The organism is Actinomadura sp. NBRC 104412, assembly GCF_030269515.1.
In the GTDB taxonomy this organism is placed as follows: domain Bacteria; phylum Actinomycetota; class Actinomycetes; order Streptosporangiales; family Streptosporangiaceae; genus Spirillospora.
In genome coordinates, this window is record NZ_BSTM01000013.1 from 1 (window position 1) to 14,748 (window position 14,748).

Genomic DNA, 14,748 nt, shown 5'->3' on the forward strand with positions numbered 1-14,748 from the left:
GCCTGCCAGAAAGTCGGCCACGAAAGCGACACCAATGATGCTGATGTGACAATTGAGGCAATCAGTGCTTAACTAATCAATAGATCGCGAGGTGGCCTTCTCATACACCACCCGCCTGGACGCGGCCCCCCGTTCGACTCAGATCGACGAAGATCGACTGGCCTTTTGTGGCTGGGGGTCAAGGGGTCGTGGGTTCAAATCCCGCCGTCCCGACGCAGGTCACAGGCCCTCTGCCGTTGCTACGGCGGGGCCTCTAGGCGGCTGTACAGCTCAGCTGTACAGCTACTGCGAGGCCACCACCCTGGGATGGATCCTGAACTTCTCCCCTCCAAGGAAGGTTCCGGATGGAGGACTCTGTGAGTCGTACTTGGTGGTACCACGTATCGCTGCCGCCGATGGCCTTGGTGCTGGTCTTCTTCATCCTCAAGGGCCTGTTCCTCTGCCTGGACCGCGATAAGGCCACCGCCTCCCCGGCTGAGGACTCTGCCACCTTCACGGGCTGACTGGCCCTTCCTCGTTTCGTGAAGGGCTGGGCGTACTCTGCGTGCCGCCTATCCGAGGAGCGCTGTAGCTAGACGCAGCCGTCCCGCCCTTCCTGGAGTACGTGGAAGGGCAAGCCTCAGTGATCGATTTGTTGTCGTCGAACACCCCTACTTGGCTGGTGGCTTCGGCGCTGCTTGGTCCGCTGGTGCTGCTCATGGTCATCCGGACCGTCAAGGCGGTAATGCCGCCTTCGTCGGACCGGAAGGACTGGTGGCACAGCTATTGGAAGCATCGGCACCGCATGGTCAAGGCGCGCCGTAAGCATCGATTGAAGGTTCGGGCGGAGCGTCGCATGCGCCGCGCTGAGAGGCTCCAAGCCCGAGAAGCCAGGCGTCTGCGCCGCCTCTGAAGCGGCAGATCCGAACATCGCTCTCAGTCGAAGTCTGGTCAGCGGGGGGCTGCTTCCCAAGGGGGTGGGGAGCAGCCCCTCCGAACAACTAACCACCTTCGAAACTCTGTACTTCAGGACCAGAAAGGCTCGCTCCCAGTCGTTTTAGAGCATCCCTTGTGACCTCTGTGGGAACCTCCGTGTAGACCTCCATCGTGATGCTGATCTGGCTGTGTCGGAGGATCTGCATGGCCGTCCGTGAGCTTCCCCCCGTTCGGCGGACACCTGACCTGAGGTCACCGGCGATCATCAGGAAGGATGCTCGCCATGCCGTCACCACACCCGCCCGAGTTCCGGCGCCGCGCGGTCGAGCCGGCCCGCCAGGGCGACAAGTCCATGGTCCAGATCGCCAAGGATCTGGGCATCAGTAGGTCCTGCTTGCAGAACTGGGTGAACCAGGCCAACGCCGACGACAAAAGGGCCGGGGGAGAAGACGGTGGCGGCCGTCTGACCACTGCGGAGAAGAAGGAACTGGCCGAGCTGCGGGCGGCGTAACCGGCAGCTGGAGACCGAGAACGAGATCCTCAAGCGCGGGCGGCCGCCTGCTTCGCCCGGGAGAACGTACTCCCAAAGTAATCTACTCGCTGGTCGGTGAACTCGCCGCCGACTCGATCCCGGTCGCGGTGGCCTGCCGAGTGCTGAACGAGTCCACGTCGGGATATCACGACTGGCTCGGCCAGCCCGAGCCGCCTCGCACGCTGCGGAACAAGGAACTGACGAAGATGATCCGCCAGATCCACGCCGAATCGCGCGGCGGTTACGGCTCGCCTCGGGTGCACGCCGAGTTGACACTCGGACTGGGTGAGCGGGTCAGCCGCAAGCGGGTGGAGCGGCTGATGCGTGCTGCTGGGCTGCAGGGCCTCTACCGGCGCCGAGGGCGCCGCAACCTGGTACATCAGGTGACCGAGGAGGACCTGGTGCAGCGCCGGTTCGACGTGGCCGCGCCGGATCGGCTGTGGCTGACCGACATCACCGAGCACCCCACCGCAGAGGGGGAAACTGTACTGCGCGGCGGTCATGGACGCCTGTTCCAGGCGGATCGTCGGCTGGTCGATCGATGACCGCCAGGACACCGATCTCGTCGTCAATGCCCTGGCGATGGCTGTGACGCGGCGTAACCCGCCGAGCGGTTCCACTATCCTGCATTCCGACCACGGAACGCAATATACTTCCTGGGCGTCCGGGAAGCGGCTACGGGATGCCGGGCTACTCGGGTCGATGGGCACGGTCGGTGATTGTCACGACAATTCCATGATGGAATCGTTCTGGGGGACGATGCAGCTGGAGTTGCTCGATACCCGGACCTGGAGAACCCGCGAAGAACTTGCCAGTGCCGTTTTCGAATGGCTTGAGTGCTGGTATAATCCGTACAGACGTCATTCCAGTATTGGGATGCACAGTCCCGTCACGTTCGAAGGGCTCAACCTGCCCTCAGACACCGCCGAGTGACCTCACCGCAGGTGTCCGTGCAACGGGAAAACCTCACTAGCACACAAACGAATTCACCGGGTGTGCTGAAGATGAAGTGCAGGTTCGGCTGAACGACGGGCTACTCGTCGTTGGCTTGTAGAACGCCCGCCGTCCCAAGGTTGAGGCGTCGGTGTCACCACGGTGTCGGGTGTTCGGCGGCGAGCTGGTCGGCTGTGGAGCCTGACGGTGCACACCATCTTCGGCGCGGACGCCCGCGCCCAAGCGATCGCCGAGGCGTACCGGGTGCTGCGACCGGGCGGCCGGCTGCTGATCGCCGACCTGGCGCGGACCCCCCGCCAGTACGCCGCGGTGCTGTCCCGGCTGAACGCCCAGGACATCACCGTACGCAACCTAGGCTGGCGCGCCTGGTGGGGCAGTCCCTGGGTCCCCACCCGCCTATTCACCGCCCGCAAACCAGCCAACCCCTGAACACACCTACCGTACGATCCAGGCCCCATGGTCACCTGGCATCCACGAAACCCCGATTACCGCGGGTAGGACCTTCGCGGCGCCTCTCGGCATGCTTCATCGCCGTCTTGACCGGAAGTTCATGGTCTGAGCGGGCTGAGAGCTAAACCTACACCGAACGTCCGTACATCGGCATGTGCGCGTGTTGTCTAGCCTGTGGCCTTGTGTCGGGCGTGCTCGTGATCGCCGGAGTGGGTTGTGTGGTGGTGGGGGTAAAGTGCCTGAGGCCGGCCTCGACCAGGTTCTGCACGATCGACGGCCCTGGGCCGGTCTCTCGGTGGGCCGTGCTCAGTCGGCGTGGCCCCAGGTGGCCCTTGCGGTGTCGGCCACCAGGCGCAGCTTCGCGAACTGGTCGGCCGGCTCCAGGTCGTTGCCACCCTCGGCGACCGAGGCGAAGCCGCATTGGGGGCTGATCGCCAGGTGGTCGAGGTCCACGACCTTCGCGGCGCGCTCGATGCGGCGGGCGAGCGTTTCGGGTGTTTCGAGCTCGGCGGTCTTGCTGCTCACCAGCCCGAGCACGACCATGGTGCCCTTCGGGACGAACTGCAGGGGTTCGAAGCCGCCCGAGCGGTCGTCGTCGTATTCCAGCAGGAACCGGTCGACGGGAATCGAGGCGAACAGCTGCTCGGCGATGGGCTCGTAACCGCCTTCCGCCAGCCACATGCTGGACTGGTTACCGCGGCAGACGTGCAGCCCGATCGTCACTCCCGCCGGTCGCCGCACCCCCTCGACGGCGGCCCTGTCGGTGTCCAGCATGCGCTTGAAGGCGGCCTGCCTGGCCTGTGCGCCGGAGTTCTCGCGGGCGTGCGCGCCCAGGAAGGCCGCGTATCCGGGGTTGTCGAGCTGGACGTAGCGGACCCCTTCCGCGATCAGCGCCTCGATCTCCGTGCGCGTGATCGCCGCGACCTCGGCGGCCAGTTCCTCGCGTGAGGCGTAGCACCGGCCGGTCTCCTCGTCCGACCAGAACCTGTCCACGAGGAAGCCCGGCGCGATCAGCGTGACCTTGATCGGCGCCGAGGTCAGGCTCCGCAGGTACGCCGCCTCGCCCTCGGCCAGACGCCGCCGCTGCCGGAGGCGTTCGGTGATGATGAACTGGTTGCTGGGCAGCGTGGTGACCCCGTCCTCGGTGTGCCAGGGCATGTCGAAGGTCCGCATCGAGATCCCGTCGACGGCGTCGGCGAATCCGGTGCGGAAGTCGCGGCGGCGGAACTCGCCGTCGGTGACGACGTCGATCCCCGCCTGCCGCTGCGCGGCCACGGCGTCGGCGATCGCCGCGTCCTCGACCTCGCGTAGTTCCCCGGCCCCGATCTCCCCCGCGTCGTGGCGGCGGCGCGCCTCCAGCAGTGCCCGGGGACGAATCAGGCTGCCGACGTGGTCTGCGCGGAATGTGACGGAATCGGCCATCGTGGTCTCCTCGTATGGGTCCCGGACGGCATCGTCCGGACGTGCCTGCGATAGAAGGGTCCGTCAAGGGGTGGCTGCAATGGTTGCCGCGTCAGCCGTCCTGTTCCTGCTCGACCTGGCGGTTCCAGTCGCGTTTGACGGTCTGCCAGCGGTCCTCGTCGTGGCCGATGCGCCAGTAGCCGGAGATGGACACCCGGTCGCGCGGGATCGCGCGCTCACGGAGAAGGAGTCGGCGCAGCTCCTTGACGAAGCCCGCCTCGCCGTGGACGAAGGCGTGGACGGTGGTGTCAGGGAATTCCAGTTCGCCGACCGCCTGGACGAGGGCGTTGCCGACCGGGGCACCCGATCGGTGCAGCCAGGTGATGGTGGCCCCGTCGCTGGAGGGTTCGATTTTCTGTTCTTCTTCGGGACCGCTGACTTCGACGAGGGCGTGGGCGCGTGCCCCGGACGGGAGGTTCTCCAACGAGGCCGCTATCGCGGGAAGAGCGCTTTCGTCTCCGGCGAACAGATGCCAGCCGGCGTCCGGGGACGGGGTGTAGTCGCCTCCCGGCCCGACGAAATGGATTTCGTCGCCGGGTTCGGCGCTCGCTGCCCAGGGTCCTGCGAGGCCCTCGTCGCCGTGGTGGACGACATCGATGGTGAGCTCGCGGGCGTCGCGATCCCAACGGCGGACGGTGTAGGTGCGCAGGCGCGGCCATAGCTCACGCGGGAACTCGGCCCGGACCTGCTGGAGATCGAAAGGCTCGGGGTAGACGGCGCCCTCCGCCGGGAAGATCAGCTTGATGTAGTGGTCGGTGCGGCCGCGGGTGGCGAAGTCCGCCAGCCCGGGCCCGCCCAGCACGATGCGGATCATGTGCGGGGTGATCCGCTCGGCGCTCCGCACCTGGGCGCGTGTGGTGCGGCGGCCTTGGCGGCGGCCTTGACGTTCCGGGGGTCCTGTCATGGCGGGTTCCTTGGGCGTCAGGCGGTCGCGGCCGGGGGCTGGATGTTGAGCTTGTCAGCGGCGGTGAGGAGTTCGTCCCAGACCTTGGGCGCGACGGGGATGCCGTTCGCCGTTCGCTTCTCCGCGACGGCCGCGCTGCCTTCGCCGGGGTAACGGATCTCGGTGGCCTCGTCCGCGCGCGGGAGACCTTTCAGGGTGTCCAGCGTGGTCGCGGTGGCGGCGGTGAACGCCTCGGCGGCGCCGAAGGCGGCCGGGTCCAGGGCGATGAGCAGGGCGTTCTGCCGGTGGACGCGTCCGTCCGGGTCGTCGCCGTGGAAGGACGCGAGAATCGGGGCACCGACCAGGACGCTGGTGATCAGCTCGAACAGCAGCGACATGCCTGCGCCCTTGGCGCCGCCGAGCGGCAGCGGCAGCTTCGCGATCGCCGGGTCGGTGGTGGGGACGCCGTCCGCGGTGGCGGCGACGCCCTCGGGCAGCGGGGTGCCGCTGTTCCGGTACTGGGCGATCTTGCCGAGGGCGATGCCCGCGGTCGCCATGTCGAGCAGCGCGGGCGGGTGCCCGTCGGCGGGGACGGCGATCGACAGCGGGCTCGTCGCCACCGCGCGCCCTCTGACACCGGTGTAGCTCATGTTGGGCATTCCGGCGACGAACGCGATGCCGACCAGCCCGTCGTCGGCGAGGCGGGAGGTGTAGTAGCCGATCGCCCCGGTGTGGACGGTGCGCCGCACGCCCAAGGCCGCGATCCCGCTGGTGCGGGCACGGGTCGCCGCTTCGGCGGTGGCCGCGGTGAGCGCGACGGGGCCCGGGGCGCGGTCGGCGTCCAGGACGGCCACGCCGGGCACGTCCGAGGAGATGCGCATGTCGGGGGCCGCGTTGGCCTCGCCGGAGTCCAGCAGTTCCAGGTAGCGGGGAACGCGCGAGACGCCGTGGGAGTCGACCCCGCGCAGGCTCGCCCACATCAGCACCTGGCTGATCGTGCGGGCGTGTTCGGGACGGGCGCCCGCCCCGGTGAGCAGCGCGGTCGCGAACGCGGTCAGCTCGGTGGCGGGAATCACGACTTCGGGCATCGGCAGACTCCAGGCTCCGGGTCCGGACGGCTCGCGCTCATCAGCGGGAGACGTGGACGTTGACGATGGCGGTGGTGCCGCCGCGGACGGATTTCAGCGCCCGGTCCAGCGCGTCGCCGAGATCGCCGGGGCGCTCGACGGTCTCGGCGTGCATGCCGAACGGCTCGGCGAAGCTCGCCGGCTCGGGCCGGCCGCCGAGGTCGACCCCGAGGAACTCGCCGGTCTGCACCGCCGCACCCTCGGGATAGAACCGCAGGTGGTTGGCCTTCATGGACGCGTACTCGCGGTTGTTGAAGATGACGATCAGCACCGGGATGCCGTAGGTTCTGGCGGCGTCGAGCGACTGGACGATCGGGTTGTACATGAACGCCCCGTCCCCCACGGTGAAGACCACCGGCCGTTCGGGCGCGGCCAGCTTGACCCCCAGCGCCACGGCAATCCCTTGGCCGAGGCCGCCCTGGACGTAGAAATAGGAGTCCGGACTGCTGCGCCGTAGGTGCCGCTGGACGGCCCGGCTGTGGGTGATGGTCTCGTCCACCACGATCGGGTCGTCTCCGGCGAGGAGTTCGCGGAGCGCCACGGCCACCTCGACCGGGTCGAGACCCGGGGACGAGGCCGCGCGGCTCTCGCTCTCCCGCAGCGCCGCCTCGTCCGCCGCGTGCCGCGCCAGCTGCGCCGCACGCCTGGACCGCAGCACGGCCTCGGACGGCAGGCCATCCTCCCGGGCCCTGCGGGTGAGCTCGCGCAGCGTGGCGACCACTCCCCCTTCGAGGTAATGGTCCGCGTGAAGTACCTGGTAGGCGAGGTGCGGGCGCTGCGGCACCGCGTCAATCACCACGATCTTCGCCCGCGCCGGCCGCCGGCTCGGCGGGTAGAACGGGGCCCGGCAGTTCACCAGGACGATCAGGTCGGCGGTGTCCATGTACGGCCCGATGTCGCCGCCCGCGTGCAGGTGGTGCGTGCGGGGGAAGCTGGCGCACACGGCCGAGCTCGGCTCGATCACCGGGATCTGCAGCGTCTCGGCGAGGTCGAGGAGCGCCTCCATGCCGCCGCGCTCCCGCCCGGCGGTCTCGGTCACGATCACCGGTTTGTCCGCGCCCGCCAGCAGGGCGAGAACTGTCTCGACCTCCTCGGGCGCGCTGACCGTCGTCCCCGGAGCCGCCACCGGCTTCGGGTCGCGCTCGTCCCAGGGGTCGAGCAGGACCTCCAGCGGGATGTTGAGGTAGACCGGCCCCGCGGGTGCCCGCGCGGCGATCTCGGCCGCGCGTGTCACCATGCCGGGCAGGACGGAGACGTCGGCCGCCTGGTTCGACCACTTCACCCACGGCCGGGCCAGGGTGTGCGGGCCGCCCACGACGGACAGGTTGCGGTACCACTGCCCGCCCGGGTCCGGCCCGTCCGCGTCCCCATAGGTGGTGGACTCGGCCGAGGCGACCACCATCGGCACCCCGGCCAGCAGGGCGCCGTGTACGGCCATGGAGCCCTGCAGCAGGCCGGGACCCGCGTGCAGCAGGACACCCTGGGGACGGCGGGTGACCAGGCCGTAGCCGGTGGCCATGCCGACGGCCACGGTCTCGTGCGTCAGGTCCAGGTAGCGCGGGCAGGGCAGCCCGTCGCGGTGGCGCCGGGCCAGCGACTCCCACACCGGGGCCCACTCGGACCCGGGAGAGGAGAACAGGTAGTCGGCTCCGACCGCGTTGAACGCGCTTATGACGGCGTCCCCGCCGTCCGGGGTGAAGGTCATGTGCCGGTGCCTCAGCCCTCGATCGGCCAGTCGAGGACCTCGCAGATGCCGCGGCCCATGATCCAGTCGAGCTCCTCCGGTGTGAAGTCGAAGTGCTTGGTGAACTGCTCGATCGCGTCGGTGTAGGTGAGGCCGCGGCCGAGCAGGCGGGTGATGTCGGTGCCCCAGAAGCAGCGTTCGGGGCCCATCGCGTCGACCATCTGGCGCACGTACTTCTCGATGTTGAGGTTCGGGAAGGGGTGTGTGGAGTAGCCCGGCAGCGCCGACACCTTGACGTGGATGTTGGGGTGCTTGTGCAGGTCGGCGGTCTCCTGGACCCAGTAGCCGATGGCGTCGTCCACGCACCGGGCCATGATCCCCATGTGGTCGATGATGATCTTCAGGCCGGGGTGCTTCGCGGCGATGGCGCCCAGCTCGGCCTTCCAGATCGGCGCGTGCACCATCGTGGGGATGCCCAGCTCCTCGGCGATCGGCCAGTACCAGTCGTTGGTGCCGTCGATCATCCAGTTGCGGTCCTGGGGGCGGTGGAAGGTCAGCCGGGTGCCCTTGATGTGGGGGTTCTGGGCGAAGTCCTTCAGCATGGCCGTGCCCTCGACCGGGTCGTTCTGCGGGATGCGGGCCATGACGCCGAAGCGCTCGGGGTGGGCCTCGCACGCCTCCAGCGAGTAGTCGACGCGGTTGCCCTCCCACGACGGAGGCAGGAGCAGGGCGCGGTTGACGCCGGCCTCGTCCATCAGGGCCAGGCATTCCTCGTAGCTGAACGGGTCCTCGCGGTGGCCGTTGAGCCGGATCCGCTCCCGCGCCCCCGGAACCCAAGGACGGTCCGGAGTCTCTTCCTTCCAGATGTGCACCTGGGAGTCGACGACGAACATAGGGCTTTCCTCTCTGTCACGCCCGGTGAGGCGCGCTCTTTTCGCCTTCGACGATGTCGAGGACGTGCTCTGCGATGGCCATGCAGGACGTGGCGGCGGGCGAGGGTGCGTTCCGGACGGCGGTGATCTTTCCGAGCCGGTGGACGCGGAAGTCGTCGACCAGCGAGCCGTCGCGGTCCAGCGCCTGAGCCCGGATCCCGAACCCGGCCCGGACCACGTCGTGGGCGCCGATCTCCGGGACGTAGCGCCTGGCGTCCTTCATGTAGGCGCGCTTGGACAGCGAGCCGCGCATTTCCCTGATCGCCGTGCGCCAATGGTGGAACGCCATGCGCCAGGTACCGGGCCAGGTCGCCGTATGCCACAGGTCCCGCGGTGAAATATCCGAACGGGCGTAACCCTCGCGTGCCGGGGCGAGAAGGGCGTTCGGCCCGACCTCGACCGCACCCGAGACCCGCCGCGTGAAATGGACACCGAGAAAGGGATAACGGGGATCGGGAACCGGGTAGATCAGCCCGCGCACCATGGGCGCCTTTTCCGCGGAGACGCGCAGGTATTCACCCCGGAACGGGACGATCCTGGGTTCGGCGACGTCCCCGGCGAGCCGGGAGACGAGGTCACCCTGCACCCCGGCACAGATGATCAGCTCGTGGACGGTGACCGCGCCGTCCCCGGACACGAGCTCCAGCGCGCCACCGCCCCGCGCGATGCGGGTGACCGGGAACGACAGCCGCACCTCGCCGCCCGCCGCGACGATCTCGTCGGCGAACGACCGGGCGATCATCGTGTAGTCGGTGATCGCGGTGCGCGGCGAGTGCAGCGCGGCCAGGCCGGTGGCGTACGGCTCGATGTCGCGGATCTCGTCCGGGCCCAGCCGCCTCAGCCCTGGCACGCCGTTCGCGCGAGCCCTCACCTCCAGCTCGTCGAGCCGCGCCATCTCCTCGGACGCCACCGCGACCACGAGCTTGCCGCACTCCTCGTAGGGCAGCCCGTGCTCGGCGCAGTACTCCCGGAGCATGGCCGCGCCCCGCGCGCACAGCCGCGCCTTGAGGCTGCCCGGCGCATAGTAGATGCCGGCGTGGACGACACCCGAGTTGTGGCCGGTCTGGTGGGCGGCGACGCGGTCTTCCTTCTCCACGACGACGACCCGCGTCCCGGGCCGCCGCTTGACGATCTCCCGGCCGATCGCCAGGCCGACGATGCCGGCGCCCACGATGCCGGTGGTCCGCTGCTCGGTCATGCGCCGAAACGGATCGCGACGGTCTTGACGCGGGTGTAGAAGCGGAGAGCCTCGGTCCCCTGCTCCTTGAACGGCGAGCCGGAGTCGCGGAATCCCCCGAAGGGCTGGTGGACGTCCCACCCGGACGTGGTCGTGTTCACCGCGACCTGACCGCACTCGACGCCGTCGGCGAACCGGTGGGCCGCGTCCAGCCTCCGCGTGAAGACGGCCGCGGCGAGCCCGAAGTCGGAGTCGTTGACCTCGGCGATCGCCGCGTCCAGACCCTCCACCGGCCGCAGGACGACCACCGGCCCGAACACCTCGTGCCGCCAGATGTCCATCTCCGGCGTCACGTCCGCCAGGATCGTGGGACGGACGTAGCACCCGTGGGCGAGCCCCTCCTCGTCCGGCACGTCCCCGCCGATCTCGATCCGCGCCCCCTGCTTGACGGCCAGGGCGATAGCGGCCAATACGCTCTCGCGGTGTGCCGGGCTGACGACCGGGCAGACCGACGTGCCCGGGTGGTCTCCCGGGCCGACCCGCAGTGCGGCGACCTTCCCGCGCAGAATCCCGGCGAACCGCTCGAACACCGAACGCTCCACCAGAACACGACTGGTAGCGGTACACCGCTGCCCCGCCTGCCCGAACGACGCCAGAACGACGGCGTCGGCGGCGGCGTCCAGATCCGCGTCCGCGAGGACGACCGAGGCGTTCTTCCCGCCCAGTTCCCCCTGGAAGCGAACGTTGCGAGCGGCCATCCGCACCCGCAGCCGCTCCCCCACCTCATTACCACCGGTGAAGGTCACCGCCGCGATGCGCGGGTCTTCCAGAAGGGCGTCAGAGATCTGGGACGTACGACCGGTGACCACATTGACGACCCCGGGGGGTATACCGGCATCGTCCAGCGCTCGCGCGAACTCCAGCGCCGGTCCTGGGGTCTCCGTCGCGGGCTTGAGCACCACGGCGTTCCCTGCCGCCAGCGCCGGGGCGAGCTTGCGGGCCGGTGTCAGCAGTGGGTCGTTCCAGGGAGTGATAGCCAGCACCACACCGACCGGCTCACGCCGAACCTCGGCTCGAGTCCGCGGCCGAACGTCATGCAGCAGTGTCCCGTACCCGCTGCGAGCCATTGAGGCGTAGTACTCCAGGAAGTCGGCGGCCTTCTCGGTCTCGCCACGAGCCTCTGCCGATGTCTTGCCGTTCTCCCTGACGACCACGGCGGCGACCTCCGTGACCCGCTCGCGCAGCAGCGCGGCGGCCCGGAACAGCACACGGGCCCTCTCGAACGGCGAGGTCGCACGCCAGCCGACGAAGCCCGACTCCGCCGCGTCGTAGACCTTCCTGACATCCTCCGCGGTCAGCGCCGGGACGCGGGCCACGGGCGCGCGGACGTCGGCAGGGTCGAACACGTCCACCCAGGCGTCGGCCCCCACCCAGCGTCCCCCCGAGAGGGTCTCCATCTGCTGCACGGGCATCACCGCTCCTCAGGGCCGGAAGTCATCGAGGGGAAGCCGGACTTCCCCGCGTCGACGGCCAACGATAAGAACCTCACGTCAGGGCCGACTACGGGCGCAGAGGCATGCATTGCTTGCACGCTTCGCACTCTGGCGCCCCCCGCCCGGCCCCCGAGACATGGTGAAATCTGCCGCATGCCATACGCCGTCATCGCCCACTACCGCTGCGACCCCACCGACGCGGACCTGGTCCGGGCAGCCCTCATGGAAATGCGCGAACACACCCTGCGCGAACCGGGAAACCTGCTCTACATCGTCCACACGGACGCCGACGAGGAGGCCGCCTTCACCCTCTACGAGCAGTACACCGACCGCGAGGCATTCCACGCCCACACACAGTCGGAACACTTCGCCAAGCTCATCATCGCCACCGTCCGCCCCCGCCTTTTGGAGCGGACGGTGTGGTCGGGCGATGTGCTTTGAAAGGTCAGAGGGTCGTGACGTCGACTCGGCGATTATCCGGCTTGAACGGGAGTTCGGTGACCGTCGCCCGGATCCGCCTCTGTGGTGTTCCCGGCCTTCCCCATATGATGATCAGTTCGGTTCCGGGGGCCGCGTGCCGGCGGTCGACAACGCCCAGGGAGATGGTCGCTCGCAGGTTGGCGCTCAGGGTGCGGCCGGTGGACACGCCGACAGGGTTCCCGGCGAAGAGGACCTGGTCGAAGCTGGGTCCGAGCCGGCGCGGGAGCTCCATCTGCTCAGGGAGCTCCTCGCCGGTCAGCATCGAGGTGAGCACCTCGGCCACGTCGGTTCGATTCCAGGTCAGGCCCACTAGCGTCCGAGTGGGCTCGGGCTCGGCGAGCAGCGCGTCCCTGCCGAGGAAGTCATGCGGCGGGATCCGGCGCGGCCCCCAGCCGAGCTCGCCCGGCTTTCGGAAGTAGTCGGTGATCCCTTGGGCGGGGACGAAGCTGCCCCCGATCGAGCCGCGCCGGAACTGTCGCGGTGCGCCCGGGGTGATGATCGCGGCCGGGAGATAGTCCAGGCCGTTGGTCGCGATGCCGGCCTCGATGTGCTGGACGGGCTGGGCGCGGAAACCGAGCCGGCGGATGCCGAACTGCTCCCCGGCGGCCACGACGGCCGACCAGATCTCGTTGGCGTCGTCCGCCGACCCGTGCAGTTCATATCCGAGTTCGCCGGAGATCCCGGTGCGGAGCACCCGTACCGGGGCGCCACCGATCCGTGCGGGACGCGTCCGGTTGAAGCCTATGTCCCGCAGGCTCTCCCCGGTGGCCTTCTCGAGGGTGGGCAGGGACGTGGGACCCTGCACGCCAAAGATGAAGGTCTCCGGGCTGATGTCCGCGATCTCAACGTCCCAGTTCCCGCGGCTGAGCTGCCAACAGAGCCAGTCGCAACTCCCCGCCGTGTAGACGAACTCCTCCTCGCCGAGTCGGTAGAGGACACCCTCGGAGGCGATCCATCCGTTCTCGTCCAATTGGATGTGATGCCTGATCTGGCCGATCTCGAACCGGGAAAGGTCGTTCATCCCGGCCCAGGCAAGGAATTTCAGTGCCTCCCGTCCACGGACGCTCACCTTGTTCAGGGACGTCCAGTCGCCGATGTAGCACGATTGGACATGAGCACGGTTCTCCTCGACCCAGTTCGTGTACTCCAGCGGGAGGAGGAGTTGTGCGAACCGGCCGAAGCCACCCTTTTCATTGACCTCGTCCTGAGCGGCGGCTGCCGGACTGAACAAGGCTGGACGCTCGGTGACGAACGGCCCGTCCGGCGCACTCAGGAGCGCCTCATAGGCCTGCCGCTGTCGCTCGCTGACATGCATCAGAACATCCTCCCGGTCCAGGCATCGGCTACGCGGACGGCGTCAAGGCTTGCGCGGACGTCGTGGCGGCGTTTGCTCGCCACGTAGACGGCGCCGGACGGGTCGTCGCCCACCAGGATCGTCGCCAGGCCGGGGGCGGTGCCGGAGTCCTTGACCTTTGCGGCGACCGACCCGCGGATGCGTCGTGCGATCGCCTTTCCGTCGATCAGCTTGGTCATGTCGGCCGCCCGGCTAGGCGAAGACGATGGTGTGGTTGCCGTTCCGGATGACGCGGTCCTCACTGTGCCATTTGACGGCGCGGGCCAGGACCACGCGTTCCACGTCCGCGCCCCGGCGCTGTAGCTCGGTGATGGTGTCGGCGTGGGTGACCCGGACGACGTCCTGCTCGATGATCGGGCCCTGGTCGAGTTCCTCGGTCACGTAGTGGGCGGTGGCGCCGACCAGTTTCACGCCGCGTTCCTTGGCCTTGTTGTACGGGCCGGCGCCAATGAAGGCGGGCAGGAAGGAATGGTGGATGTTGATGATGGGGACGCCGACCTTTTCGATGAACTCGCCGGACAGGATCTGCATGTATCTGGCCAGGACGATGAAGTCGACATTGCCCTGAAGAAGCCGGAGATGCTCTGCCTCGGCGGCGGACTTGTCGGGGCCGGACGAAGGCACGTGGAAGAAGGGCACGCCGAAGGCTCTGACGTCCTCGGCCGTGTCGGGGTGGTTGGAGATCACCATTGGGATGGTGACGGGGAGTTCGCCACGGCGCTGGCGCCAGAGCAGATCCAGCAGGCAGTGGTCGGATTTCGAGGCGAAGATGGCCATCCGTCTCGGAACCGAAAGGTCGCGAAGTGTGAAACGCAGGTTGAAGCGTTTCTCCAGGTTTTTCTGGAGGTCCTTTTCCAGTGCGGGCAGGGCCGCCTTGAGGTTGTCCAGGCGGAACACCGTCCGCTGGAAGAACGCGCCGCCCGCCGGGTCGTCGGAGTACTGGTCCAGGGAGACGATGTTGGCATCATGGGCGGTCAGAACCGAGGTGATGGCTGCGACCAGGCCGACTCTGTCCTCTCCTTGGACGATCAGGGAGGCATGGTCGGCGGTCATCGCCCCTCCACGGGGAAGGGGCGCTGGGTGATGGTGGCCCGGATGACGGTCTGGGTGTGGCGTTCCACTGCGGGATTGGCCGAGCCGCCGTTCGGTTCTCCCCAGATCAGCCGGCTCTCCTGCTCGTCGCGCCAGTTGGTGAATTCCGCTCGGATCGGGAAGGGGAACGCGGCGGATCGGCCGCTGCGCATGAGCTGCAGCGGTCCTCCGGCGGCGCGGATCTCGTCTTCAAGGCTGGGCATGGAAAGTCCTC

The 14,748-nt window shown here is 68.5% G+C and carries 18 protein-coding genes; 7 read left to right on the forward strand and 11 right to left on the reverse strand.

The annotated features are described in order from the left end of the window. Positions 1-356 precede the first annotated feature (356 nt). The 6 genes from QSK21_RS17710 (at position 357) to QSK21_RS17735 (ending at position 2,830) form a co-directional block, all read left to right on the forward strand. Positions 357-503, forward strand: a complete 147-nt coding sequence (locus QSK21_RS17710) for a hypothetical protein (protein WP_285697094.1) — start codon at positions 357-359, stop codon at positions 501-503. Between the two features lie 119 nt (positions 504-622). Further along, a complete protein-coding gene (locus tag QSK21_RS17715; protein WP_285697095.1) occupies positions 623-892 on the forward strand; it encodes a hypothetical protein in 270 nt (89 codons plus the stop codon). 306 nt (positions 893-1,198) lie between these two features. After that, positions 1,199-1,426, forward strand: a complete 228-nt coding sequence (locus tag QSK21_RS17720) for a transposase (RefSeq protein WP_285697096.1) — start codon at positions 1,199-1,201, stop codon at positions 1,424-1,426. A gap of 140 nt (positions 1,427-1,566) precedes the next feature. After that, positions 1,567-1,992, forward strand: a complete 426-nt coding sequence (locus QSK21_RS17725) for an IS3 family transposase (RefSeq protein ID WP_285697098.1) — start codon at positions 1,567-1,569, stop codon at positions 1,990-1,992. After that, a complete protein-coding gene (locus QSK21_RS17730; protein ID WP_285697100.1) occupies positions 1,949-2,380 on the forward strand; it encodes an IS3 family transposase in 432 nt (143 codons plus the stop codon). The genes QSK21_RS17725 and QSK21_RS17730 overlap by 44 nt, the downstream gene beginning before the upstream one ends. Before the next feature lie 207 nt (positions 2,381-2,587). Beyond that, positions 2,588-2,830 (forward strand): hypothetical protein, encoded by a 243-nt coding sequence (locus QSK21_RS17735; RefSeq protein ID WP_285697103.1) that lies wholly within the window; start codon positions 2,588-2,590, stop codon positions 2,828-2,830. A gap of 327 nt (positions 2,831-3,157) precedes the next feature. Here the strand turns inward: QSK21_RS17735 and QSK21_RS17740 are convergent, their stop codons facing one another. From QSK21_RS17740 to QSK21_RS17770, 7 genes are all read right to left on the reverse strand, one after another. Further along, positions 3,158-4,273 (reverse strand): cobalamin-independent methionine synthase II family protein, encoded by a 1,116-nt coding sequence (locus QSK21_RS17740; RefSeq protein WP_285697105.1) that lies wholly within the window; start codon positions 4,271-4,273, stop codon positions 3,158-3,160. Positions 4,274-4,364: 91 nt separating this feature from the next. Beyond that, entirely contained in the window at positions 4,365-5,216 is an 852-nt protein-coding gene (locus tag QSK21_RS17745; RefSeq protein ID WP_285697107.1) for a siderophore-interacting protein, read from the reverse strand. A 17-nt stretch (positions 5,217-5,233) separates the two neighbouring features. Continuing rightward, complete coding sequence (locus QSK21_RS17750; protein WP_285697108.1) at positions 5,234-6,283, reverse strand: Ldh family oxidoreductase; 1,050 nt, start codon at positions 6,281-6,283, stop codon at positions 5,234-5,236. A gap of 40 nt (positions 6,284-6,323) precedes the next feature. After that, entirely contained in the window at positions 6,324-8,027 is a 1,704-nt protein-coding gene (locus tag QSK21_RS17755; protein WP_285697110.1) for a thiamine pyrophosphate-dependent enzyme, read from the reverse strand. 11 nt (positions 8,028-8,038) lie between these two features. Continuing rightward, positions 8,039-8,899 carry an amidohydrolase family protein gene (locus tag QSK21_RS17760; protein ID WP_285697112.1) on the reverse strand — a complete coding sequence of 287 codons (861 nt, stop codon included), beginning with the start codon at positions 8,897-8,899 and terminating at the stop codon, positions 8,039-8,041. Positions 8,900-8,915: 16 nt separating this feature from the next. Then, positions 8,916-10,136 (reverse strand): L-2-hydroxyglutarate dehydrogenase, encoded by a 1,221-nt coding sequence (gene lhgD, locus QSK21_RS17765; RefSeq protein WP_285697113.1) that lies wholly within the window; start codon positions 10,134-10,136, stop codon positions 8,916-8,918. Then, entirely contained in the window at positions 10,133-11,587 is a 1,455-nt protein-coding gene (locus QSK21_RS17770; RefSeq protein WP_285697114.1) for an aldehyde dehydrogenase family protein, read from the reverse strand. Before QSK21_RS17770 ends, lhgD begins: the two co-directional genes overlap by 4 nt. Before the next feature lie 174 nt (positions 11,588-11,761). Here QSK21_RS17770 and QSK21_RS17775 point away from each other — a divergent pair, with 174 nt between their 5' ends. Further along, positions 11,762-12,049, forward strand: a complete 288-nt coding sequence (locus QSK21_RS17775; RefSeq protein ID WP_285697115.1) for a putative quinol monooxygenase — start codon at positions 11,762-11,764, stop codon at positions 12,047-12,049. 4 nt (positions 12,050-12,053) lie between these two features. Here QSK21_RS17775 and QSK21_RS17780 read toward each other — a convergent pair whose 3' ends face one another. The 4 genes from QSK21_RS17780 to QSK21_RS17795 form a co-directional block, all read right to left on the reverse strand. After that, positions 12,054-13,319: a hypothetical protein gene (locus QSK21_RS17780; protein WP_285697117.1), complete on the reverse strand. Its 1,266-nt coding sequence runs from the start codon at positions 13,317-13,319 to the stop codon at positions 12,054-12,056. 83 nt (positions 13,320-13,402) lie between these two features. Beyond that, positions 13,403-13,621 (reverse strand): tetrahydrofolate dehydrogenase/cyclohydrolase catalytic domain-containing protein, encoded by a 219-nt coding sequence (locus tag QSK21_RS17785; protein ID WP_285697118.1) that lies wholly within the window; start codon positions 13,619-13,621, stop codon positions 13,403-13,405. A 13-nt stretch (positions 13,622-13,634) separates the two neighbouring features. After that, on the reverse strand, positions 13,635-14,495 hold the full coding sequence (purU, locus tag QSK21_RS17790) for a formyltetrahydrofolate deformylase (RefSeq protein WP_285697119.1): 861 nt from the start codon (positions 14,493-14,495) through the stop codon (positions 13,635-13,637). Then, positions 14,492-14,737: a hypothetical protein gene (locus QSK21_RS17795; protein WP_285697121.1), complete on the reverse strand. Its 246-nt coding sequence runs from the start codon at positions 14,735-14,737 to the stop codon at positions 14,492-14,494. The genes purU and QSK21_RS17795 overlap by 4 nt, the downstream gene beginning before the upstream one ends. Between the last annotated feature and the right edge of the window lie 11 nt (positions 14,738-14,748).